The sequence below is a fragment of the Bradyrhizobium sp. C-145 genome (assembly GCF_023375135.1).
Taxonomy (GTDB): Bacteria; Pseudomonadota; Alphaproteobacteria; order Rhizobiales; family Xanthobacteraceae; genus Bradyrhizobium; species Bradyrhizobium zhanjiangense.
The window spans coordinates 2,912,695-2,935,156 of sequence record NZ_CP088150.1; the positions used below are offsets into that span (position 1 = coordinate 2,912,695).

29 protein-coding genes and 1 pseudogene are annotated in these 22,462 nt (G+C 61.1%); 17 read left to right on the plus strand and 13 right to left on the minus strand.

Annotated features, from left to right (window positions below):
* The first annotated feature begins 159 nt into the window (after window positions 1-159).
* Together LRP30_RS13380 and LRP30_RS13385 are read left to right on the plus strand one after the other, a co-directional pair.
* The gene (locus LRP30_RS13380) at window positions 160-1,737 is read left to right on the plus strand and encodes a Do family serine endopeptidase (RefSeq protein WP_128939080.1); all 1,578 of its coding nucleotides are present in this window, start codon (window positions 160-162) and stop codon (window positions 1,735-1,737) included.
* Between the two features lie 284 nt (window positions 1,738-2,021).
* Window positions 2,022-2,702, plus strand: a complete 681-nt coding sequence (locus LRP30_RS13385; RefSeq protein ID WP_091891039.1) for a response regulator transcription factor — start codon at window positions 2,022-2,024, stop codon at window positions 2,700-2,702.
* 28 nt (window positions 2,703-2,730) lie between these two features.
* Here LRP30_RS13385 and LRP30_RS13390 read toward each other — a convergent pair whose 3' ends face one another.
* The 8 genes from LRP30_RS13390 to LRP30_RS13425 form a co-directional block, all read right to left on the minus strand.
* Window positions 2,731-2,970 (minus strand): helix-turn-helix domain-containing protein, encoded by a 240-nt coding sequence (locus LRP30_RS13390; RefSeq protein WP_249760609.1) that lies wholly within the window; start codon window positions 2,968-2,970, stop codon window positions 2,731-2,733.
* 270 nt (window positions 2,971-3,240) lie between these two features.
* Window positions 3,241-3,588: a hypothetical protein gene (locus LRP30_RS13395; RefSeq protein ID WP_249760610.1), complete on the minus strand. Its 348-nt coding sequence runs from the start codon at window positions 3,586-3,588 to the stop codon at window positions 3,241-3,243.
* Window positions 3,585-3,791 (minus strand): hypothetical protein, encoded by a 207-nt coding sequence (locus LRP30_RS13400; RefSeq protein WP_249760611.1) that lies wholly within the window; start codon window positions 3,789-3,791, stop codon window positions 3,585-3,587. Before LRP30_RS13400 ends, LRP30_RS13395 begins: the two co-directional genes overlap by 4 nt.
* On the minus strand, window positions 3,791-3,988 hold the full coding sequence (locus LRP30_RS13405; protein WP_249760612.1) for a hypothetical protein: 198 nt from the start codon (window positions 3,986-3,988) through the stop codon (window positions 3,791-3,793). Before LRP30_RS13405 ends, LRP30_RS13400 begins: the two co-directional genes overlap by 1 nt.
* A 122-nt stretch (window positions 3,989-4,110) precedes the next feature.
* Window positions 4,111-4,320, minus strand: coding sequence for a hypothetical protein (locus LRP30_RS13410; RefSeq protein WP_249760613.1), 210 nt, complete (start codon window positions 4,318-4,320; stop codon window positions 4,111-4,113).
* 4 nt (window positions 4,321-4,324) lie between these two features.
* On the minus strand, window positions 4,325-4,681 hold the full coding sequence (locus tag LRP30_RS13415; protein WP_249760614.1) for a helix-turn-helix domain-containing protein: 357 nt from the start codon (window positions 4,679-4,681) through the stop codon (window positions 4,325-4,327).
* Between the two features lie 56 nt (window positions 4,682-4,737).
* Window positions 4,738-5,682 carry a recombinase RecT gene (locus tag LRP30_RS13420; RefSeq protein ID WP_249760615.1) on the minus strand — a complete coding sequence of 315 codons (945 nt, stop codon included), beginning with the start codon at window positions 5,680-5,682 and terminating at the stop codon, window positions 4,738-4,740.
* Entirely contained in the window at window positions 5,682-6,605 is a 924-nt protein-coding gene (locus LRP30_RS13425; protein WP_249760616.1) for a PD-(D/E)XK nuclease-like domain-containing protein, read from the minus strand. Before LRP30_RS13425 ends, LRP30_RS13420 begins: the two co-directional genes overlap by 1 nt.
* A 442-nt stretch (window positions 6,606-7,047) precedes the next feature.
* Here LRP30_RS13425 and LRP30_RS13430 point away from each other — a divergent pair, with 442 nt between their 5' ends.
* The 11 genes from LRP30_RS13430 (at window position 7,048) to LRP30_RS13480 (ending at window position 15,356) form a co-directional block, all read left to right on the plus strand.
* The gene (locus tag LRP30_RS13430) at window positions 7,048-7,461 is read left to right on the plus strand and encodes a GcrA family cell cycle regulator (RefSeq protein WP_249760617.1); all 414 of its coding nucleotides are present in this window, start codon (window positions 7,048-7,050) and stop codon (window positions 7,459-7,461) included.
* A 69-nt stretch (window positions 7,462-7,530) separates the two neighbouring features.
* Window positions 7,531-7,914, plus strand: a complete 384-nt coding sequence (locus LRP30_RS13435; protein WP_249760618.1) for a GapR family DNA-binding domain-containing protein — start codon at window positions 7,531-7,533, stop codon at window positions 7,912-7,914.
* Window positions 7,915-7,926: 12 nt separating this feature from the next.
* The gene (locus tag LRP30_RS13440) at window positions 7,927-8,469 is read left to right on the plus strand and encodes a hypothetical protein (RefSeq protein ID WP_249760619.1); all 543 of its coding nucleotides are present in this window, start codon (window positions 7,927-7,929) and stop codon (window positions 8,467-8,469) included.
* On the plus strand, window positions 8,469-9,248 hold the full coding sequence (locus tag LRP30_RS13445) for a DUF1376 domain-containing protein (protein ID WP_249760620.1): 780 nt from the start codon (window positions 8,469-8,471) through the stop codon (window positions 9,246-9,248). The genes LRP30_RS13440 and LRP30_RS13445 overlap by 1 nt, the downstream gene beginning before the upstream one ends.
* A gap of 622 nt (window positions 9,249-9,870) precedes the next feature.
* Window positions 9,871-10,971: an AAA family ATPase gene (locus LRP30_RS13450; RefSeq protein WP_346016213.1), complete on the plus strand. Its 1,101-nt coding sequence runs from the start codon at window positions 9,871-9,873 to the stop codon at window positions 10,969-10,971.
* Between the two features lie 7 nt (window positions 10,972-10,978).
* Complete coding sequence (locus LRP30_RS13455) at window positions 10,979-11,485, plus strand: hypothetical protein (protein WP_249760621.1); 507 nt, start codon at window positions 10,979-10,981, stop codon at window positions 11,483-11,485.
* Window positions 11,485-12,111: a hypothetical protein gene (locus LRP30_RS13460; protein WP_249760622.1), complete on the plus strand. Its 627-nt coding sequence runs from the start codon at window positions 11,485-11,487 to the stop codon at window positions 12,109-12,111. The genes LRP30_RS13455 and LRP30_RS13460 overlap by 1 nt, the downstream gene beginning before the upstream one ends.
* A 131-nt stretch (window positions 12,112-12,242) precedes the next feature.
* A complete protein-coding gene (locus LRP30_RS13465) occupies window positions 12,243-12,827 on the plus strand; it encodes a hypothetical protein (protein ID WP_249760623.1) in 585 nt (194 codons plus the stop codon).
* A gap of 9 nt (window positions 12,828-12,836) precedes the next feature.
* Window positions 12,837-13,322, plus strand: a complete 486-nt coding sequence (locus tag LRP30_RS13470) for a hypothetical protein (protein ID WP_249760624.1) — start codon at window positions 12,837-12,839, stop codon at window positions 13,320-13,322.
* Window positions 13,323-13,430: 108 nt separating this feature from the next.
* Entirely contained in the window at window positions 13,431-14,048 is a 618-nt protein-coding gene (locus LRP30_RS13475) for a hypothetical protein (RefSeq protein WP_249760625.1), read from the plus strand.
* Window positions 14,049-14,273: 225 nt separating this feature from the next.
* Complete coding sequence (locus tag LRP30_RS13480) at window positions 14,274-15,356, plus strand: hypothetical protein (RefSeq protein ID WP_249760626.1); 1,083 nt, start codon at window positions 14,274-14,276, stop codon at window positions 15,354-15,356.
* A 395-nt stretch (window positions 15,357-15,751) separates the two neighbouring features.
* On the opposite strand, the gene LRP30_RS13485 is transcribed toward LRP30_RS13480, so the two are convergent.
* Window positions 15,752-17,254 (minus strand): CHASE3 domain-containing protein, encoded by a 1,503-nt coding sequence (locus LRP30_RS13485; RefSeq protein WP_249760627.1) that lies wholly within the window; start codon window positions 17,252-17,254, stop codon window positions 15,752-15,754.
* Window positions 17,255-17,406: 152 nt separating this feature from the next.
* Here LRP30_RS13485 and LRP30_RS13490 point away from each other — a divergent pair, with 152 nt between their 5' ends.
* Window positions 17,407-18,036: a ParB/Srx family N-terminal domain-containing protein gene (locus tag LRP30_RS13490; protein ID WP_249760628.1), complete on the plus strand. Its 630-nt coding sequence runs from the start codon at window positions 17,407-17,409 to the stop codon at window positions 18,034-18,036.
* Between the two features lie 133 nt (window positions 18,037-18,169).
* Here LRP30_RS13490 and LRP30_RS13495 read toward each other — a convergent pair whose 3' ends face one another.
* On the minus strand, window positions 18,170-18,916 hold the full coding sequence (locus LRP30_RS13495) for a sulfite exporter TauE/SafE family protein (protein ID WP_249760629.1): 747 nt from the start codon (window positions 18,914-18,916) through the stop codon (window positions 18,170-18,172).
* A 250-nt stretch (window positions 18,917-19,166) separates the two neighbouring features.
* Here LRP30_RS13495 and LRP30_RS13500 point away from each other — a divergent pair, with 250 nt between their 5' ends.
* Both LRP30_RS13500 and LRP30_RS13505 read left to right on the plus strand, forming a co-directional pair.
* Window positions 19,167-19,904 (plus strand): hypothetical protein, encoded by a 738-nt coding sequence (locus LRP30_RS13500; protein ID WP_249760630.1) that lies wholly within the window; start codon window positions 19,167-19,169, stop codon window positions 19,902-19,904.
* A 163-nt stretch (window positions 19,905-20,067) separates the two neighbouring features.
* Complete coding sequence (locus tag LRP30_RS13505) at window positions 20,068-20,424, plus strand: hypothetical protein (RefSeq protein ID WP_249760631.1); 357 nt, start codon at window positions 20,068-20,070, stop codon at window positions 20,422-20,424.
* A 389-nt stretch (window positions 20,425-20,813) separates the two neighbouring features.
* Here the strand turns inward: LRP30_RS13505 and LRP30_RS13510 are convergent, their stop codons facing one another.
* Window positions 20,814-21,098, minus strand: coding sequence for a DUF1488 family protein (locus LRP30_RS13510; RefSeq protein WP_249760632.1), 285 nt, complete (start codon window positions 21,096-21,098; stop codon window positions 20,814-20,816).
* Here LRP30_RS13510 and LRP30_RS13515 point away from each other — a divergent pair, their 5' ends adjacent.
* The gene (locus LRP30_RS13515) at window positions 21,099-21,293 is read left to right on the plus strand and encodes a hypothetical protein (RefSeq protein ID WP_249761997.1); all 195 of its coding nucleotides are present in this window, start codon (window positions 21,099-21,101) and stop codon (window positions 21,291-21,293) included.
* Here LRP30_RS13515 and LRP30_RS13520 read toward each other — a convergent pair.
* A pseudogene (locus LRP30_RS13520) lies at window positions 21,263-21,482 on the minus strand (hypothetical protein); the annotation flags it as partial. The gene LRP30_RS13515 and the pseudogene LRP30_RS13520 overlap by 31 nt on opposite strands.
* Window positions 21,475-21,744: a hypothetical protein gene (locus tag LRP30_RS13525; RefSeq protein WP_249761749.1), complete on the minus strand. Its 270-nt coding sequence runs from the start codon at window positions 21,742-21,744 to the stop codon at window positions 21,475-21,477. The gene LRP30_RS13525 and the pseudogene LRP30_RS13520, both read right to left, overlap by 8 nt.
* Between the last annotated feature and the right edge of the window lie 718 nt (window positions 21,745-22,462).

Here is a 22,462-nt window from a genome sequence, read left to right on the forward strand (position 1 = left end):
ATTTTCGGGCTGCGCTAAACTGCCGCATCCACGCCGCCGCTTCATTACGAAAGTTTAACCCCGCCGCCAGCGCACGGTAAGGCGGGAGCCCCCATGTTCAGGACCGTAACGTGCCGCTATCCGGCGCCAAATGAATTTCAAGGCCCTGGAGATCTCTGCATGACCGACCGTCCCGACCTCTCGAATCTTCCGTCCTACCGGCAGCCGCGCCGGTCGGTGTTCTCCGCGCGCAAGATCGCGCTGATGGCCTCGGTCGTCGCCGGTCTCGGCGCGGCCGTCTATGGCTTCAGCCCGTCGACCTCGCCGGCGGACCTGTTCTCCAGCCCGGCGCATGCGCAGGTCAACCAAGAGGTTCGGAAGGTCGAGCGTCCGATCGGCTTCGCCGACATCGTCGAGCGCGTGAAGCCGTCGGTGATCTCGGTGAAGGTCAACATCAAGGAGAAGACCGCGAGCAACGATGACGGCGATGATTCCTCCTCGCCGTTCCAGCCGGGCTCGCCGATGGAGCGCTTCTTCCGCCGCTTCGGCGGTCCGGACGGTTTCCCGGGCCTGAAGGGCGGCCGTGGCCGCGTCGTGCAGGGCCAGGGCTCCGGCTTCTTCATCTCGCCCGACGGCTATGCCGTGACCAACAACCACGTGGTCGACGGCGCCGACAAGGTCGAGGTCACCACCGACGACGGCAAGACTTATACCGCCAAGGTGATCGGCACCGACCAGCGCACCGACCTCGCCCTGATCAAGGTCGAGGGCAGCTCGAACTTCCCATTCGCCAAGCTTGCGGATAGCAAGCCGCGGATCGGCGACTGGGTGCTCGCAGTCGGCAATCCCTTCGGTCTCGGCGGCACCGTGACCGCGGGCATCGTCTCGGCCAGCGGCCGTGACATCGGCAACGGTCCCTATGATGATTTCATCCAGATCGATGCGCCCGTGAACAAGGGCAATTCGGGCGGTCCGGCTTTCGACACCAACGGTGAGGTGATGGGCGTCAACACCGCGATCTACTCGCCCTCGGGCGGCAGCGTCGGCATCGCGTTCTCGATTCCCGCCAACACCGTCAAGAGCGTGGTGGCCCAGCTCAAGGACAAGGGCTCGGTCAGCCGCGGTTGGATCGGCGTGCAGATCCAGCCGGTGACGTCTGACATCGCCGACAGCCTCGGCATGAAGAAGGCCGAAGGCGCGCTGGTGGCGGAGCCGCAGGCGAACGGTCCGGCGGCGAAGGCCGGCATCGAGTCCGGCGACGTGATCACCTCGGTCAACGGCGAATCCGTCAAGGACGCCCGCGAGCTCGCCCGCACCATAGGCGGCATGGCACCCGGCGCGACCGTGAAGCTCAACGTGCTGCACAAGGGCCAGGACAAGGTCGTAAACCTCACCCTCGGCCAGCTGCCGAACACGATCGAGGCCAAGGCCGACACCGACAACGACAAGGGCAAGGGTGCGAGCCGTGGCACCGACGTTCCCAAGCTCGGCATGACGGTTGCGCCCGCCAATTCCGTGGCCGGTGCCGGCAAGGAAGGCGTCGTGGTCACCGAAGTCGATCCCAAGAGCGCCGCGGCTGAACGCGGCTTCAAGGAAGGCGACGTGATTCTCGAAGTCGGCGGCAAGAGCGTGAGCACCGCCGGCGAAGTCCGCGACGCCATCAACACGGCGCGGACCGACAACAAGAACAGCGTCCTGATGCGCGTCAAGAGCGGCGGCCAGTCGCGCTTCGTCGCCGTGCCCATCGCCAAGGGCTAACAAGGGCTGAAGCCTCAGGAGGCCTATGAGATGAAGGGTGTCGCCGGCATCAGTCGCCCCCGCCGCCGGCGCCCTTCGGGGGAGCAGCGCAACGTTTGCTTCCCTCATCTACCTTCCGGTGGAATTACGCCCCCCTCCGTCGGAAGGCCTAGGGCGGTGAAGTCCCCCCAGCTTCACCGCCCGCCTTTTCCCGATCCGAGATCGTTCCGCTTCGGCTTGCATGCGATTGCCGCTCGCGCCATGTTTAGAGAAGGTTCACACCCTTGACCGCCGCCGAACGCACGATGCGCCTCCTCATCATCGAAGACGACCGCGAATCCGCCGATTATCTCGTGAAGGCGTTTCGCGAAGTCGGACACATTGCCGATCACGCCGCCGACGGCGAGGAAGGCCTCGCCATGGCCGAGAACGGCGATTACGATGTGCTGGTGGTCGACCGCATGCTGCCCAAGCGCGACGGCCTGTCGCTGATCGGCGGACTGCGCGAGAAGGGCACCACCACGCCGGTGCTGATTCTCTCCGCGCTGGGGCAGGTCGACGACCGCATCAAGGGCCTGCGCGCCGGCGGCGACGATTATCTGCCAAAGCCCTATTCCTTCGCCGAACTGCTGGCCCGCGTCGAGGTGCTGTCGCGCCGCCGCGGCGGCCCGGCCGAGGACACGCTCTACCGCGTCGGCGATCTCGAGCTCGATAGGCTGTCCCATCGCGTTGCCCGCGGCAAGGACGAGCTGACGCTCCAACCGCGCGAATTCCGCCTGCTCGAATACCTCATGAAGCACGCCGGCCAGGTGGTGACGCGCACCATGCTGCTCGAGAACGTCTGGGATTATCATTTCGATCCGCAGACCAACGTGATCGACGTGCACATTTCGCGGCTCCGCTCCAAGATCGATAAGGGTTTCGAGCGCCCGCTGCTGCACACCATCCGCGGCGCCGGATACATGATCCGCGATGGTATTCGATAATCATTATTAATATCAATTAGTTATACATCTAGTCTCTGGTGGCGCTTACCGATTTCTTACCGGCTTTCGGCAGTGTTTTGAGCCAGGCCTCCAACTCCTCTCGCAATATGATGGTGCGCGTGCCATGCTTTCGCGCGACGAGCGCTTCCCTATTGACCGCTTGCCGGATCGAGGTGAGGCCGATTCCGGTCAGCGCGCTGGCTTCCTCCGTCGAAAGCGAAAGCTTGTCCGCGATCGGCACGGCCTCCTTGCTACCAAACTCGTGCATTAATCCGACCTCCTTCCTTCCCGCCGATACCGCTGGGTATTCCGAACCACGCGCGCCTTGTGGCAAGCCTTGCAAACCCGCATGCGACGCGGCTTATAGCCGTCGCGCACTTGCATGTAGAATTCGGTCTCGGGCTTCTCCTCGTTGCACGCCTTGCAAATCAGTGTGGGGATGCCCGCCAGGGCGGGTTGGCTTCGGGTACTCTCATCACTCATGAACGCCACTTTCGTTTCGGCCACCGCGATCGATGCGGCGTCACGGTGGTGACGGTCATTGCGTGCGCTCCTTGTCGGCGCGACCGACCTCGGCGTCCGGTTGTATCCGATCGAGGACCGCGCCGATGATCGAGGACGGCGCGCCGGCACTATCGCGCGTGATCGCGCCCGCCATGCTCGCGATCGGCGCACCATATTGCAGCGCTAGCGAGAGCAGCACGGCCCCATCGCGCGCCACCGCCTCGACTTGCTCGCCCGACTTGCCCCCGGTGATGAAAACCTCGACGAGCGCGCCGTCGTCATAGAAACCCAGCGTGACAGCATAGGTCCGGTCGAGCCCGCCCCATGCGATCTCGAATGTCTCAGCGGCGCGGCGTTGCGGAAGGACGCGGCGATCAGTCATCGCAGATACTCCCGCCTGGTCTCGTTCGTTTCGAGATCGGTGATCTCGATCCAGCCGATATCCGGCCGCGCGCGGAATGTCTCGATCAAAGGTCCCATGCTGCATTCGCCGTCGTGCGTCGAGCGGATCGCGCAATCGCCGCGCCGCTTTCCGTTCTCCGGTTCGTCGACGCCATAGAAGGCGGCAAGTCGAAACTTCAACATCAGGCGGCCTGCGCCTGCGATGGCTGCCCCCTCGGCTTGCGCTGGCGCTTCTCGCCTTCGAGCACGCTGGAGAACGACTTGATTGCCGCCGCCAGTTCGTTCGCCTGCGCCTTGGTGGTGATCGCCGCCGTGATGTGCAATTCCACCAGTTCGTTGCTGGTGTCGACGCGGATATCGGTGCCCTTCGGAATTTTCATTTTGTGCTCTCCCAATAATCTTAGATACGGGCGGCGTGAGGTATCCCGCGCCGCCCGCGGTCGTAGTCGCGCGCCTTGGTGCGAGGAAAGCCCCGGCCAGTGCAGCGGGTAGGCTTGAACGCTCATTGTGCGACCTTTCGACGGAGCTGCGACCGGAGCATGCGGGCATATCGTTTGCTGACATCAGTGCCGCGATGAATGAGCAGCATCGAGCGCGTGCCGGAAGGCGTGACGAAATGCACGCGCGTGTGATTCCCGCCCTCGCTGATCCGCACGTCCGACCCGCCGGCATCGCGGATGTCGCCAACGATGTCCCGCACTAGCTTGCGCATAGCCTCACCCGCGATCGGCCACGGCCGCGCGGATGGCGCGCTCATATTTGTTGCAGGCATAGCCGACCGCCGAATGATCGCGATCGAACACGGTCGCGATTTGCCGAAAGGACAGACCCGTCATGACGTGGGTGAACGCCATGAGTTTTTGCCGGATCGCGGTTACGTCCGCCTCGCGCGTCCCGGCGAGCAGATGGTCGACGCTGATCCCGAAGGCCCGGGCGCCGAGGTCGCGGGCGACGACGCATTGATTGACGTAAGGCCGCGCGGCGCGTATGCGCTGGAACTCGCGAGCCATCTCGCGATATCGTCGCGCCTCGTCGTAACTGTATCGTTGCGCGAGTTCCGCGCCACGCTGCATTCCGAACTCGAAAAACCGATCGGCAGTCCAAGGCATTCCCATTGCAGGTATTCCCGTCATTTGCCGCTGTCCATTGGCCGTTCGCCCGGGAAGTCGGACCCGGAGGGCTCCGCGGAAGGTTCTTTGGGTTCTGGCTTGGATTTGCCTTTTGATGATGCGGATGCCTGCGCATCGATTGCGTCGATCGCAGCTTGACCGAGGGCGGCCGATGATCCGCGCAGCCGTGCGTTCAGTCCGGGGGAAACGTCCTTCGCTTGATCGGATGCCACGGTGAAACCGGCATCCTCCATTTCATCGCGGCCATACATGCCGGCGATGACATCGGGGCAATACATGCGCGCCCAATCGCGCGACATGTTGTAGAACAGTTGAAGGTCCGGCTTTTTGTCCCAAAGCGGCGAGCCCTTCACCTTCCCCTTGTCATTGTGGCCGGGGTGAAGTTTGCCCAGCGTGAATTGATCGGGGTCGGCATCGAGGGGCGGGAAGTAGCGCGGCTCGGTCTCGCCCTTGAAGGTCGCCCAAACGCGACAGCGCCGCTTGTCGCCTTCGCCTTCATAGCCGACTTGCAAGCGCGTGGTGATCGGCGCCCGCGCCTCGATGATCGCGTGGAACATCTGGCTCTCATAGGCGACTTGCTCGACCTTCTGGCCGTTGACGTATTGCTCGACAATGTACGTCCAGCCTGCGAGCGCGAGCGGCGAGACGCCGAGTTCCTGCGCGCGGAGGCAAATCGCGAAGCACCCGCCGACATTGCCTTGTAGCCATGGTTTGAGCATCGGCCCGGCGGATGCGAGCAGCTTGGCCGCGTCGACCATATCGCGTAGATTGGAGTAGTCGACCCCGCCGCCCTTGAACAGCGTCACGGCCTCTGTGCGCTCGGTGACGACCTTCTCCGCGTTACCCTCGACTAGATCGCGGCGGGTCACGCGCTCCGAGGCGGCCTGCGGTTGGGGCGGCGGCGCATCTTGCGGGCGTTCGGTGGTGACGGTTTGATCGGACATCACGCGGCCTCCCGCAATTCGTATTTCACCCGGTCATCGACCGACTTGCGCCACCAATCCGGCATGTCGACATATTCGGCATCCGGCCGGTCATCGCCAGGACCGGGCCATTCGCCGCTCTGGTAGCATTGCCAAAAAGTCTTGCCGGCCAACTCGTTGAGGTGGTGCCCCCGCGCCAAATCCTCGTCCTTGAGCGTCTGAGCGCGTACGCAATGCGGTTTCTCGCTCTCGACCCAAAGTAGCGTGAAGGAATTCGCGACCATGCCGAGCGCGCGGGCGCCCTCCATCACCATCGCGGCCTGCTGCATATAGCCGTACTCGGCGATCGAGTATTGCGTGTCGCGATAGAGGACGGACGCGGTGGTCTTGAGGTCGACGAAATCGCCGCTGTCGTTCGGCATCTCATCCGGTCGGGCTTTCTTCCAGAAGCCGCGCGGGTCCTTCCAGACTAGCGAGCGCTCGGGCGATCCGCCGAGCATGCCCTGCTGCACGAGCGGGAATTGCCCGAGGGCGATGATCATGCCCTTGGCGCGCGTGGCCAGCGATGGCGTGATGACGTACTTGCCGGCGGCTTCCTGGTCGGCCTTCCAATCCTGCCAAACCTTCTTCCGCATGTTGAACGGCTCGCCCTTCACCAGCGGCGGGCAGAGCATGCAATCGTCGTCGAACGGCTCGCCGGCCACGGCCTTGTGCACGAAACGGCCGAGCGCCATGCTCTCGGTCTGCGTCTCACGATCGCGGTGTGGGTTGAGCGAAGAATTTGCGAACGCGTGCGCGGGCGACTTGCGGATGATATTGCGAAACATCGACGACGAAACGCTGATTGAATCGCACAAATCGTGCCGGTGGTAATCGGCGAGCGGAATGTTGCGATAAAGTCCCGGCCGAGTGATCGGCTTGCCGTCCCATAGGATTGATTGCATTGCACCGCACCGCGCTTTTCATTCCCCCAAAGCCCCCGCCTAGCCGAAACAAAATCCTCCGTGCTCTGCGAACCGCCGTTTCGCAAAGGTGATGCTCGGAACGTCGATGTTCTTTGGTGGTGCCGGCCGCTACGATGGCGGCCCGGTGACGCCTCGCGCGGGGCGAGTTTTTGTTTGCTTAATCGCCCGTCTTACGCACGTAAAATTTCATTCCGCTTCGCGTCCGATGTCAACATCCGTCGTAAAAAATCCGGGCAGAGTGAAACTTTCGCCGTTTGGTAGCGACGAAACGGCTCTGGGTCATGTCGGATGCATGGCGCGGCGCTCGCGTAAATCCGATTTACGAAATTGCCGGGCAGAGAGCGCGTTTTTCAGATGACGCGAATGCAAATCATTGCCTATTCGATGTGGCTGTCTGCTTCGCGAGCAAAGGCGGCGTGCGATGGCTCAATCAAACGAATGGTCTGACAAGGCCGAAACCACCCTGCGGCATATGTTCAATGCCGGCGCATCGGCCGCGCTGATCGCCGATGCGGTCGAGAAGACGCGCAGCGCCGTCTGCGGCAAGATCAAGCGGCTGAAGCTCCATCGCGAGAGCGGGCCGATCATGACGCGGTACACGTCTAAGCCCCACAAAAAGCCGACACCGGCACCATTGCCGAAATTCATCACCGAGCCGGCAACGCAGCCCGTGTCGATCTTGGCCGCGAAGCGGCATCATTGCCGCGCCGTGCTCGATCAGCGCGATCCGAACGGCCTGGCGATGTTTTGTGGCGCGCGCAAGGTGGCCGGATCGCCATGGTGCGCCAAGCATAAGCGCAAGTTCGTCATCACCGCTTACGTCGGGAGGGCGTGATGGGCCGCCCACGCGAGGCCCGGCGATCCATCCCAATTCGCCGAGGCCCCGTCAAAGAAAGGGAAGTCGATGGCGAAACAAGCAGCCCAGCAAACGAACGAGTTCGACCCCGAGGTAGTGCAGGAAGTACTCGGCAAGATCGACGGGTTCGAGGACGCTCTCGTGAAGCGGCACAGTTCTTACATGAGCGATTGCCGCAACATCCGCGAAGACATTCGCAACGTCTACAAGGAGGCCAAGGCGCGCGGCATTCCGTCGAAGGAATTGCGCACGCTGGTCAAAATCCGGAAGAACGAGACCAAGAACAAGCAGCTTTACGACGATCTCGAAATCGACCAGCAGCAGGTTCTCTCGATGCTCGCGACGGCCGAGGGCGTCAAGGACTTGCCGCTGTGGAGGGCGGCCGCGATGCAGGCCGCGAGCGCGGCGATGGGCAGCACCGCGCACCACTGATGCGGTGCGTCCATGCCGTACAATCCGCGCATCCTCGCGCTCGATCTCGCATCAAGGACCGGCTGGGCCGTCGGCTATCCCAACGAGGATAAGCCGCACTCCGGCTCGGTGCGCTTTGCCCGCGAGGGCGCGAGCATGGGCGCGGTCTTTGCCGGATGCCGGCAATGGCTCAACGAGTTCCTCGCGACCGAGAACGATATCAAGTTGGTGGTGTTCGAGGCGCCGATGGTGCCGCAGCACATGGCCGGCCGAACTAACGCGGAGATCATCCGCGTGTTGATCGGGCTTTGTGCTGTCGTGGAAGAATTCACTTATGCGCGCGGCTACGACGTGCGCGAGGCGCGCGTATCCGATGTCCGCACGCATTTCATCGGATCGAACCGGCACAAGCGGAAGGAGGCGAAGTCGCTCACGATGGACGCCTGCTATCGCTTGGGTTGGACTCCGAGCGATGATAACGCGGCCGACGCGCTCGCGCTCTGGCACTATCAGGCCGCGATGCTCGAGCCCTCGCTCGCGGTCCAGACATCAGCGCTTTTCCCCCGGAGGGCGTGATGGTCGAGTGGTTCAAGCACGATATACCTCGCTGGATGGATGGCACCGAGGGTCTCGATGATGGGCCGTATCGCGTTTATCACGTCGTCTGCCAACTGATCTATTTGCACGAGGGCCCGATCGCGCTGCACGAGCAAGGGCTCGCCGGCCGGTGCAATCAACACATTCTCGCGTTCCGCCGGAACCTCAAGGGGCTGCTCGATGCAGGTAAACTACGGATCATCGACGGCCGCCTGACGAATGACCGCGCCGAAACCGAGCTTCAACGTGTCGCCGACCTCCGCTCAACCTCGGCCAAAGGGGGGCGGGGTTCGCGCGGGGTCCGCAAAGGGTCGGGCCGAGGTCAGGGCGAGGTTGAGCCGAGGTCTGGCGATGGTTCGCCGGATAAGCCTTTGAAATCGCACGAGCCGGTATCAAGCCCACTGTCCGAACGACAACACCATAAGAGTAGAGGAGAGGAGAGTAGAGGAGAGAAGAATATCCCTTCCCCTAAAGGGGAAGGGCCCAACGGTCAGTTTCAATTCGGCGAGCCATCCCGCGCACGGCCATCTGCCGTCGATGCCGAGACCGAATTGTTCCGGCGAGGCCGGCAAGTCCTCGGCGAAAGTGCCGGCGGGATGATTTCGCAATTGCTCAAGGCGAAAGACCACAACGTCGCGCTCGCTCGCGCGGCAATCGAGCAAGCATCGACCAAACAGAAACCGCGAGAATTCATCGGCGCAATCATCAAAGGCACCGCTGGCGCGAGCAACGATCGAACGCCGAGGGTGCAGGTATGACGCAGCGCTATTCGCTCGACGAAGTTCTCCGGATGCTGGCAAGCGTCGGCGCCGACCCGCGATCATTCAGCGGAACGAAAACATTCCGCTGCCCGGCGTGCTCGCACCAGCGCCGGAAGAAATTCAACAAATGCCTGTCGATCCGGTCCGAGAGCGACGGGTTCTTTTTCCGCTGTTTTCACTGCGACGACTTCCACGGGAGCTATCGATATGAACACGTTGGCGCCGCATCACGTCGAGTTTTTCGAACAAAGGGGGATATCGCCCGAGCTAGCTACTCGGTTCGAGGTCTATACGGGTGCAGTCGTCGGTAAGCCGGGCGAGCGGCATGTCGAGCCGAGCGCGCGGCAATGTGATCGCGTATCCGTTTTTCGATCACGGCGTTATCGTCAATGAGAAATACCGCGCCGAGCGCGACGGCGAAAAATTCTTCTGGCACCGCAAGGGAGGCAAGCGGACGTTCTGGAATGCCGACGTGCTCGATGATCCGCAGCTAGAGGCGGGCACGCAAGCGCTGGTCATCGCGGAAGGATTCGAGGATGCGATGGTCGCGATCGATTGCGGGTGGCCGCTGACCGTCTCGGTGCCGGATGGCGCACCGCCGGTGCCGAAGGATGGCCGCATGGCGCCGCTCGATCCGGAGTCCGAGCAGCACGGCAAATTTGAATTCTTGTGGCTCAATCGCGACCGTCTGCGCCGCATCAAGCGGTTCATTCTAGCGGTCGATGATGACGGGCCAGGGCAACGGCTCGCGGCCGAGATCGTGCGCCGGCTCGGGGCTGCCCGATGCATGTTCGTCACGTATCCGGGCGGCTGCAAAGACTTGAACGACGTGCTGCGGAAATACGGACGCGATGCGGTCCATGAGGTGCTGCGCGACGCGAAGCAATACCCGGTGCGCGGCCTCTATCGGCTCTCCGAATATCCATCGTTGCCGGCGTTCCAACCCATCTCGCTCGGATGGCCGCTGTTCGACGGGATCGTTCCTGGCAATGGCTGGATGAAGATTTTTGCCGGCGAGTTTATCGTTGTGACCGGCGTGCCGAGCCACGGCAAATCGACCTTTCTCGCAAACGTGCTCTGGAACGTGGCGCGCGACCACGGTTGGCGCGCTGCGATCTTTTCCCCGGAACTGCCGACAGTCCCGTACCTGCGCGACAAGATGCGCCGGATTATCGGCGGCGATGATGCGGACCGGCTGATCGAGGACAATTTCCTTTTCATCGACAACGATCCAAACGACGCCGACGACGAGGATATCACGCTGGAATGGATCATCGAGAAGGGCCGCGATGCTGTGCTGCGCTATGGCATCCGCGCGCTGGTGATCGATCCATGGAATGAGGTCGAGCACGCGCGGCGGCGCGATGAAACCACGGCCGAGTATATTGGCCGCGCGATCCGCATGCTCAAGCGCTTCGGTCGGCAATACGGCGTGGCGGTTTTCGTCCTAGCGCATCCAACAAAGGACGTTTGGGAACGCGGCAAGCTTCGCCCGCCTTCTCTGTACGACATCGATGGCGCCGCGCACTGGTTCAACAAATGCGACCACGGCCTGGTCATCTGGCGGGATCCGGAGACCGATCAGACTGCGATCATGATCAACAAGGTGCGGTTCGAGGGGACTGGCGAGAAAGGCACCATCAAACTGAAACTGGACAAGGCAACGCAGCGCTTTGTGCAACTGGATGAACGAATGCAATCGGAGTTTGCCTATGGGTGACGTGCTTGTGCTGCGGCGCGATCCGCTGAAATTCAACCCGCTGGAAGATGCGGTGATGGATGACATCCCGCCAAGCGTTTGGGACGGCCCGCATGTCGGCAAGCGATTGGCCGAGGCGATGCGCACGCTGCGAATGATCCCGATGCCAGCCGTGGCCGGCTACGGCGCCGCATGGCCGGCCTATAGTTACGAATTCGAGGACTTGCTGGCGCAGCACGAGCAGGGCGAGTTGGAAAAAACCCAGCGCATGCAAAACCGCACGCGGGTACTCCCGTCCTATAGCGACGTAACGCGGATGGAGGCCGCGATCGTTTGGCCGGCGCGATATTTGCGCGGGGTCGATCATCTCTTGCTCGCGGTGAATGCCGTGGCCTTGGCGCATTCGCTGGAGCGCGACGCGGGATGGGTGGCGGTCAAGCGCGGCGGCTATGCCGATACATGGCGCGCAAACCATGATCGCGGGTGCGATGTCATCGCGGGTGGATTGAGGGCCGAGCTAGTCCCGGTTTTCTGATGATGGACCTTGAAATTCCCCGAGGCGCCGATCGGGAATATCTGATCGTTTTCGGCGTGGCCGCCATCTATGTCGGCACGATCCCGCGCGGCGAGCCGTGCATCGTCGGCGTATCGCGCGATCTCGATAAGACCTATGAGGCAACGCATGAGCGCTGGCCGTGGTCGGAAATCTCGTGCGCGTTCTGGGTGAAGGATCGCGACACCGCCGAGGCGATAGCGAACGAGGTCAATGGCGTGCTGCCGCATGATCTCGACGGCCGGCTCGCTGTCCGAGCGGAGACCGCGCGCCTGCAAATCGAGCGGGTCGCGTGCGACTGGAAAATATCGCTGACCAACCACGACGCGGCGTTGGCGCGCGTGCAGGCTGCGGTGCGTCGGGTCGAGGAAAAGATCAGCGAAGCAAATGCGAGCGGGGAACTCGCGTGGTTCAATGCCGCATACCGGGGTTGGCGGATCGAGGCGAAAAAAGTCGGCCGGGCCATGAGCTATGCAGAAGCGCTCGCGCGATTGCGCAAGGAAGTCACTAAGCGACTCATTACACTCGACATTCTCGATCCCGGCACCGATTTACTGCCGGCGATCTTCCCGGATTTACGCAAAGCGGCTCGTAAAAATTTACGTTGACGGGCTGGAATTTGGTGGGTTTTCTACGCGCGCACGCCCGATGGCGGAGCTATGCGCCCATCGAGGACGCTTCACTACGCGAAGGAAACTTTGAACCGATCTCGGCCGCGAGGTCGGTCTTTTTGCGTCCCATGATCGAAGTCAATTTTGACACGGCGGATTTCACCGGCCGAGCGATGGAGCTTGGTGCGGTCGCGGATCAACTGCCGTACATCCTCGCGCGCTCGCTCAATGATGCGGCCGAGAAAACGCGGTCATATCTGATCGAAAGGACGTGGCCGACCGCGATCAGTGCAAAGAACCGCTCGTTCATCGGCGCCGCGCTGACAGCGCGGGGCGCCAGGGCGACGAAGCAGGACTTACGCGTCGAGATTTACGACAAGCTCGGTCGCGGCAATCTGATGCTGCATGCGAAAGGCGGAACGCGGCGCGCCAAGGGCGCCAATCTCGCGATCCCGTCATCTGCGAACGTCAAGCGCACCGCCAGCGGCGCCGTCTCGCGCGGTCAAACGCCGCGGGCTCTAGCCGACAAGGCGGCGCGCCGTGGTCGCTTCCTGTTTGCAAAAGGCAAGATGGTCTACACGCTCGATCCGGCGGTACAGATCAAGCGCGATGTGCCGTTCTATCGGGATTTCACTAACACAATGCGGCAAGCGGTGCTCGAAAGCCTGCCGCGCAATGTTGCAATCGCGATGTCCACGCGGCGGTCTCGATAGGAGCGCGCAATGGAAATGCACGTCTATCACCACCTCATCCTGGATGATCCGTTCGGCAGGCTGATCGTGGCGCATCTTGCCGATATCAACGACCGCCTCGCCGCACTCTCTCGCAATCTAGTAAGATCGGAGAAATCGATCATGATCAGCATTCGAGACCTTCAAGACCAAGCCGCCGCCACCTTGCAACAGGTGCAGGCCGATACCGATGTCGCCAACGCGGTCAAGAAAGTGGTCGATGATCAGAACGAGACGATCGACGCGCTGAAAAAGCAGGTTGACGATTTCGTAGCGGCCGGTGGTGCCAGCCAAGCCGATTTGCAGCAGCTTTCGGACACGCTACTCTCGATCAAAAATCTCGATACGTCGAATGCGCAGATCGTGGCGTCTGCGGTCACGGCCGGCACCCAACCGGCCCCCAGTCCGGGTACAGGCACGAGCACGGGCGAGCAAAGCGGGACCGACCAATCCAGCACGGGCCCTCAAGCCGGCTAACAATGCCGGCGCGGGACTCGGCCGTCGATTGCCCTGATCCCGGCTAATCCGCGCAATGGCGCGACTACTACCGAAAGCTTCGATGCCGTGCCTAATAGGAATAATCCGTTGCCATTTCGGTTAGAGCCCGCCGCGATCGAGCAGCGCGTTCAAAACCTCGAACAAGGGGTCAAAGATCACCAAGCGCAAACGGCTGCGCAGTTCAATTCGCTCTCGCAGCAAATCGCGAACCTCTCGACCAAGCTGGACGAGCGGGCGAAGATCCCGTGGCCGGCGCTTGGCGTCATGCTCTCCTTTCTTACCGTCATCGGCGGACTTGTTTGGTATCCTGTCAAGACCGACCTAGATCGACATGGCCGGGTGATGGAGAAGATGCAGGACGAGCTGATCACGTCGAAAGAGGTTGAGTATCGCTTAGGAACGAGCGGCCAACGTCGGGATGATTGGCAGCGATCGGCTGAGGATCGCATGCGCCGGAACGAGGCGCGGATCGATGACGTCACGAAGATGATTGTGCCGCGCGGTGAGCACGAAGAGAAATGGCGCAGCAATGATCGGCAGTTTACCGATACGCAGCGCCAGCTTGACGAGATCAAGAAAGCTTATTCGGACCTGTACTCGCCGCGCGATGCGCTGACCAATCTGCAAAGGAGATTGGAAGATGTCGAGCGCCGACTTGCCCTTGCGCAGCAGCAAGCGGACGCCGCGCGCGCCCAGCGTCCATAGGTTGTGCTGTCCGCCGAAGTGGATGTCCGCTGCGCTCCCAAAGCGACCCTGCGTGGTCAGCGAACTATCGCGATGAGCTATGCGCAGACATGGCCGGTTACCCGATCATCAGAAATGTATCCCGCAGAAAGTATCCGATCTCGTTGTGAAGTAACTCACACAATAGCATTCCGAGCAGGCGTAAACTGCCTCCGTCTGCCTGAGATCAACAGTTGGAGCTATCGCATGATCGAGCTTTCGGCGTTGCCAGATGTTGTCGTAGTTGACGTTGACGCCGGACAGACGAGCGGAGAAACAACTATCTCCTACAAGAAAGAGCCCGAAGACGATCTTTGGGAACTCGTGCCAGGCGGCTCTTGGAGCCGAGTAAACCCACACGTCCGTACTGGCCTTGGTGACGTCGCCGATAAAGAGGGATCGTGGCCCGTCACACTAACGCCTGGCCAGAGTTATGAGCTTGGCATATTTGAGCGCAGACATGGGCCCCTGGCGATCGACCCAATCCGTCGCGCGACGCTCGTAGTGTTTTGCCTCGTTAAGAGACCGAGAGCGCTTGGATTGATCACTGATGAGAACCGGGGATTCGGTGGGACGTGGTACTTTCACCAGATCCATACGCGCGTACCTACAAGTGTCGTTTCGTTCGCAGTGAGCAGAACAGCTCCCGTTATCGACCCTGACGGCATTCCGCATCCGGTCTCTCCTGAAGGCGCTCTTTCCGCGCCCTTCACACAAGGAATGATGGACCACAAGGCAGACCTCCTGCCGCTCCTTCCCGGTAACCGCTACTTCTTCTCAGCCGTGGTCGTGGATTCCCGAGGAAATTGGGAGGTACGCCAGGACCAGTTCACGACCCTGCGCCGCGTGCTCAACGTTGAGTTTCCGACCCTTCACATCTTCAATGACGGAGATCCGTTCGATCATGGCGAAGGTTCGTTTACGTTCCGCGTGTTTACCGGCCCCGATAACCACCCTACCGTGATCAAGGATTTCGATCGGGGGACGCAAGACATCGACGACTGGGGTGAGACTGATCGGCCCTATGCGATGAGCTTCGCACATTTCGGAACGCCTCTGGCGGTGGCGGATGAGAACGAGATGAGCGTATCTGTCGCGTCGTGGGGTGTCGAACATGACGGATTCTTGGAGGAGGACGAAGCCGCAAGCAATTGGGGTACGCGACTCCCATTGCCTGTGGGCCGGAACGAAAATGTTGCACAGACTACGTTCCTGATGGACTGCCCGACGAGTAACGGCGATTTCCACTACGGGGTCAATGTTCGCTGGTCGGTCAGTTACGTTCCGTGATGGAAGCGGCTGCCAACTGCTGAGCGACCGCATCGCACTTTGCCCAAAACGGTTGTGTAGCGGTCACTAACGCAAGCGGCCATGGGCCAGATTTAGCGCTGGCGCTCTTGCGATGGTTGGCCGGCAGCGTCTTAGCTTTCAAAGGTACTTTGGGAAGGGGCGGCCGGGCGGGTACGCGGGACGGCGCCGTTTGCGCGTATTATACCGTGGTGATTTTCCGCTTTGCTCCCGCGCGCTAAAGCCGCCCCTGAATGCATCTGAATGCCCCGTTCACGAGCCGCTGCAAAGCATAAGATCGCCTCAATTGGTGGCCTCGACGCGTACAACGAACTGGCCCCAGCATCCGAGCAGAGGGGCCGTCGGGGCCGCTCCCAGAAGGCCGCTAAAGGATTGTGTCAGCTGCGAGGAATCGTAAATTCAAATGTAGCACCATGTGGCTCGTTCGGGGTGACGCACAGCCGTCCTCCGTGCGCCTCAATAATGGACCGACAGATGGCGAGGCCCATTCCCATGCCGTCGGGCTTGGTCGTGTAAAACGGCTGAAACACGCGCTCGATACTCGCCGCGTCGACGCCCGGCCCCGAATCACGCACCAGAACCAGCACACTTCCGGCGGGATCCGCCTTGGTACAGATCTGTACATCCCGCGCCCCACGATCGAGGACGGACATGGCCTCGACGGCGTTCAGGATCAGGTTCATAAGCACCTGTTGTAGCTGAATGCGCTCGCCGTCAATCTGCGGCAAATCCTCTGCAAGTTGCGTACGTAGTGTGATGCCATGCCTCAGGGCTTCGGCGCGGACCAGGGCGATGACATCGAGGACCGCTTCGTTGAGGTCGAACCGACTCCTGTGGGGCGGCGCTTTCTTGGCCAGAGCACGGATCCCGTGGACGATGTCGCCAGCTCGTTGGCCGTCCGCGACGATGTGGTCGAGAGACTCGCGGACCTTGTCTAGTTTGGGCGGGTGGACGCCCAACCAGTTCAAGGCGGCGTCGGCGTTAGTGACCACCGCGGAGATCGGCTGATTGACCTCATGGGCGATCGAGGCCGTCAGCTGCCCCATCGTGGCGACCCGATTAGCGTGGGCCAGCTCGGCCTGGGTCTTCTGGCGTTCGATGATACTCTCCTTGAAAACCTGAACCGCCGCCGCCATCGCGCCGATTTCGTCGTTCCGATCAACCTCAGGGACTTCGATGCTGATGTCGCCTTTGGCGAGCGCTGCCATGGCGCCGGTCATGCGGGTGATCGGCGTTGTGATGCCGCGCGTGAGTAGAACCCCCATCAACACTGCGATGAAGAGCGAGGCGGCGGCGCCGACAAGGGTCATCGTGTAGGCCGTCGCGTACGCCTGCCTCTGTGCGGCGTCGCGCCTTGCCAACAAATCTCGCTCAACCCTGTCGATTTCGTCCACCTTGGCGCGGAGGCCGTTCATGGCAGTTTTGCCGGCCCCCGAGCCCTCCAACCCGCGCGCTTCCTCGCGCGTCTCGGGCTTCGCCATCAACGCAATCTCCCGCTCGGCGACCTCTAAGCGCCACTTCTTCGCCAACTCGTTTAATTCATCGAACCGATTCTGCTCGGCGCCATTATTCGAGGTGAGATCTTTTATTTTCCGGATCGCCGCGCTGAAGTTGTCGCCGCCCTTGTGATAGGGCTCCAAAAAGTTCTGGTCGCCGCTGATCAAATAGCCGCGCACACCGGTTTCCTGATCCAGCATTGCCTCCTTTAAGTCCTGCAGGGTATCCAGTACGTCGGTCGTGTGAATACGGCGATCTTTGGCCCATTCGATCGCGCGAAGCCGATCGTACACGATTCCACTGCTGACCATGATGACCGCGACTACGGCAGCAAACGCGGTCATGAGCTTGCGCGAGATCGGCAAATTCGCAAAGGTGTTCACGTCAACCTCGGATCGCCAGTTAAGTAGAGACTGGACCCGGTTGACGGGCGCCGCAACGTCCTTGTAACGCGGTAATGAGTCACAGCAATGTGGCCGCGCAGGGATGAGTCACACCTAGTCCGGGCCGTAAAAGGTCCTACAGGCGGCAAATCATGGATGCACCGGCGAGCAAGCCGGCCGTGGAAACATGGCCGATTGAGCGTTTACGGCCCTATGAGCGCAATTCGCGCCGGCATTCGGCCGAGCAGATCGAGCAAATCGCCGCGTCGATCCGGCAATGGGGCTGGACCATGCCGATCCTCGCGGCCGATGACGGCATGGTTCTCGCCGGTCATGGGCGCCTAGCCGCCGGCAAGTTGCTCGGATTTACGCAAGTCCCGGTCATCGTGGCGCGCGGATGGACCGATCAGCAAAAGCGCGCCTATGTCATCGCGGATAATCGGCTGACCGACGCCAGCGATTGGGATGATGAGATGCTGCGGCTCGAATTGGCCGACCTCGTGGAGGGCGGTTTCGAGATCGCGCTGACCGGCATAACCGAGGACGAGCTATCGCGGCTGTCCGTAGGGGTCGGCGAGTTGGAGCAGATGCCCGAATTGCCGGACGGCGATCGGTCGCCCTATCGCGACATGACGTTCATTCTGTACGGGGAGCAATTCGGGATCGTCGAGCGCGCGATAGCCAAGGCGACCAAGCCGCGCGAGCCGAACAACCCCAACCGATCGCCGCAAGGCAATGCGCTCGCGGCGATCTGCGCCGAATATCTAGAGCGCGTCGCATAGTCGAGCTTGACCGATGCTTTACTTGATGTCCGTTATGCCCCGATACAGACAAAATACCGCAGGGCAGCGAAATGACGCGATGGCTTAGCTGCCTGTCCGAACAATGTCGCTACTCCCCCAGACGAAAAGCGCACTAAGTGGACCGGAGCGCGCGGAAAAGCTGCACTAGAGAGAGCATCACGATCAGCACGCCTACGGCCATCATCAGACCCCGAGCTGGTATATGCTTCACAAACCAGCCTCCGAACGGAGCCGCGAGCACGCCGCCAAGCACGAGTGGAATGAGGTGTTCCAGAGGCACGGCACCAATTTCCGTGAAAAAAGTGGTTGCCGCCGAAACGGTAACGAAGAACTCAGCTGTATTGACCGAGCCTACGGAGTAGCGCGGCGCGTGCCCTGACCCCACGAGCGTTGTTGTTGTAATCGGTCCCCACCCGCCGCCGCCAGTCGCATCGAGAAACCCTGCGCCAAATCCGAGCACTGGAGTCCAGCCGGCAGGGGTTCGTGGTATCGGCTCGATCCGGCGCGATTTCCAGAGAATATAGAGTCCCATGATAAGCAAATAGGCGTAGACAAAGCGGCGCGCGGCTGTGACTTCGATGTTCGATAGAACCCAGGCGCCTAAAATCGCGCCCAACACTCCTGCCACGCCCAAGCGCGCCACCATCCGCCAATCCACATTGCGATGATAGATGTGCGAAGCCGCCGATGCGCTCGTGGTGACGACTTCAGCGGTATGAACCAGCGCGCTGGCATGTGCCGGCGGCAAGCCTATAGCCAACAGCGCGGTGTTCGTCAGTACGCCGTAGGCCATACCAAGCGCGCCGTCGACCAGCTGTGCCACGAACCCCACGGCGAACAAAAGCCACCAGATGTCCATAGAATTACCTCCGACGATGAAGGCAATACTACCAATTTTGAATCAATGTTCGCTGTTACTGCCAGGCAAGCCTGACAGCAGATGTCCTTTCCGGGGCATTCTCGACCGGGTCGAGCCAGCCGCAAGTCCGGCAATATCCGCCATGCCCCAAAAGCTGAAGCGAATTCAGAGCATTGGCACCTCCGCGAGGGGCCATTGCCGGTTGGATGGTATTGCCGTGGGAGCCTCGCTATGAACTCAGTGACTACCGATGGGACAGGCTAAAGAAATCCGCGTCGCGCCGATCGCGAAGAAGGACGCCGACGCACTGATCATTCGGCTGCACTACAGCCACAAGACCGTCAACAATGCTTTCCTCGCGCTCGGCGTCTTTTTGAACGGCCGGCTTGAAGGCGCGATGACGTTCGGCCCGTCGATGGACAAGAGCAATATTCTCGGGCTTGTGCGAGATACCGCATGGAACGGCTTTCTCGAATTGAACAGGCTGGCGTTCTCTGAGGCACTGCCGCGCAATTCCGAAAGCCGCGCGCTCTCGATCGCGCTGCGGATGATCCGGAAGCATTATCCGCACATCGAGTGGGTGATCTCGTTCGCCGATGGATGTCAGTGCGGCGATGGGACGATCTATCGCGCGGCCGGATTTGTGCTCACAGGGATCAAGCTGAACAAAAGCTTGCTGCGACTGCCCGACGGCTCCGTCACGCACAAGATGACGCAAGTGACCGGCAAGAACCGCGCGGCGCATTTCGCCAAGACCGGTGGTTCATGGTCGGGCCAGGGCGAGCCGCTCGACGGCTACCAGATGCGCTATATCTATTTTCTTAATCCGGCCGCGCGGTCGCGGCTCGCCTGCAAAGAAATCCCATATGCGGAGATCGAGCGGCGCGGCGCAGGCATGTATCGCGGTCTTGCGCGTGGTAAGCAGGCGATGGCCGAGGCCCCCTCGGCACAGCGGCGCGGCAGCGGCGACCACCACGCTCCTGTTTGAGCGCCGACATATCGGAGGAGAAGCAGAAATCATGTGCTCGTTCTGAGCCTTACCGACATTCGGCGTGATGCGCTCGTGCATCCACAGCGTCTGGGGGAGACTACGTAAACAAGCGGTCCGTCGCTTTATCGAGCCGCTTGTCCGAACCGCTCGCGTCATTTAGATGACCAATCAACTCTCCGGACCGCCGGTAGATGTTGATCCCTTTGAGGTCATACAGCTTCGTACCACTACGGTCGAAAATTTCTCGACCCACTATAATGCCGACGTGAATACCCTTGCTGTTGAATATGTTGCTTATCACAAGAGTCTCCTTACTTCAGGTCGACAAGTACGAATCGCTGCCTTCTTTCGCCGTTGTGTCGGAGCCCCTTTATGGGACGGCTCCGGTCACCGCCGCGCTGCAACTACCGAGCACAAAGCTGGCCAATGGCTCATTGAACTGCCTTCGCTGAGCCAACGCCGGGATCAGCAATCGTTTTCCAATTCTTGCCGCAAGCGGAACACCGCCATTCGTTGACAACCCCTGTGGGCAAATAGGTTGAACTGACCGGGGCAGTGACAAGTTGTCCGCAGCTGCAGGTATCGGTCCCTCGTGATGGAGAGCGACGTGGCTCGCTCACCATTCTAGAAGCCCAGCGGCGCTCGAACCTTCGTTGAAAATGCAATGGATAGATGAACGAACTCATGGGCTCCCTCCTGTTGGGCGGCGGGAGCACGGTACGGTCTCTCAGTCACCGAAGCCTTTTCACGATCGGTGATAGTAATAAGATAGGCCTTGAACCACCTTATAGCTAGTCCGAAGCTCAGAAACTTTCGCGTCCGCTGGGATGCGAAGTAGATGCATAGAACGGTCACTAACCCCGACAGCAGCATTTCCCCATGTGCCGCGCGGCGAGCCGCGCGGTCTTATCGTAGCTTTCGGAAATCGATGCTGCGCAGGACAATTCCGGGCGGCGCGCCTTCGAACTCGGTGGCCTGATATTTGCCGGCGGCGCACGCCTCGATGCGCTCGAGTAACCGCATGAATTGCTCCTCACGCTGGCCAGCTCTGGCGTGCACTACACCATCCAGCTCATCCATGGCGGAAGTGGAGATTGCGCATGGGATCTCCTTATTGCCGTCGAGCATCGAGAACAGGACCACCATCCTGTCGTATTCGTAACTGATAAAGCGTCCGTGCGTGAGCGTCATGTGACCTACTCCTTAGACGCGGCGCCGCGATTGCAGCCCCGAGCGAGGCCTTGTGTCTTCCGCCGCCAGTCCTGGATCGAAGGCGCCCACAAGCTGGTGCTGGTCGACGGCGTGTTCGCGGCAGACCTGTCCGACATCAAGGCGCTTGCCTCCGAGGTGAGCCTCAAGACTGCGGCATACAGCTTCAGGACGTAGCACGCCTGGCGGCCGCCTCCGGCCACGATCCGGCGGGAAATGCCAGCAGGTGATCTTCGATCTCGGTCGGCCGTTCGCGCAGCTCCCGCGCATGGGTCTCGACTTCCGCCAGCGCGCGGCGGATGTCGGTCGCTCTCTGCGCCGCGATGCCGCGCGGTGGCTGTCGAGGTCGAGTGGTTCGTCAGCCATCCGATGTGCTCGCGTCGATGCGCTGCGCGTCCGACAAATCGACCGGGCGAATCGATACCACCTCCATCGTCAACCCGCGCGAGCCCTCCGCCGGCACCTTGATCATGGTTGCGACGCGGCGGAACGCCGCGAACGAAAGCCCCTCGATCGCCTCCTCATCGGTGACGACCTCATAGGCGCCGGCTGGCAACAAGCGATTGATTCCCTTGATCCGGAACGGATGTTTGAAGGTGAGGACTTCACGTCGGGAACGCAAGGACATGCGCGCCTGCCTTTCGCAAAAGCGCCGGCGCCGGCGCTGCCCGGAGAGCAGCATGCGCCCCCTCCGCCGCAATAGCCATCGCTATCTTGCCGCACCTTCAAGCCGGCCGCCGAGCGCAAGGAAAGCGTTGCTGACCGTCTTGTGGCTGTAGTGCAGCCGAATGATCAGCGCGGTCGGGTTTTGGAGGAGAAGCAGCAATCATATGCACGTTTCGAGCCTTACCTCGTGACCCACGACCGTTCCGCCCAGTGTCCTAAGTTGAATTGGGGAGCGTCCCTTGTTTGACAGTGGCCTAGTTTGAGCGCCACCAAGTCCCTATATAAAGATCACCACCGCCCGGCCCATGGCTTCTATCGGTGATGAGAACGCCAGTTGCGCTCCCGCCTAAACCACAGGGAGCACCACTATGCTGGTTCGACGACGCGCCGAACAATCATCGACATTTGAATACCGTTTAGCGCAAGAGGCAATTAACTTGCGCAAACAAGCCGAAGATATGCCCCTTAGCATCCGTCGCGACGAGCTTTTGCGGAAGGCACGCCAAATAGATGCTGCCGTTGAGGTCAATAACTGGCTGACTTCGCCAGGACTGCGCGCTCCAACATAAAAATGGCTGCCTGCGCCCCTTCCAGTTCCCCTCCGCTAGTGAACTTTACGTGGCGTATCCAGACCAACCTATATCCGGGATTTTGTTAGTCCCTCTCGGGGTATAGGCCCA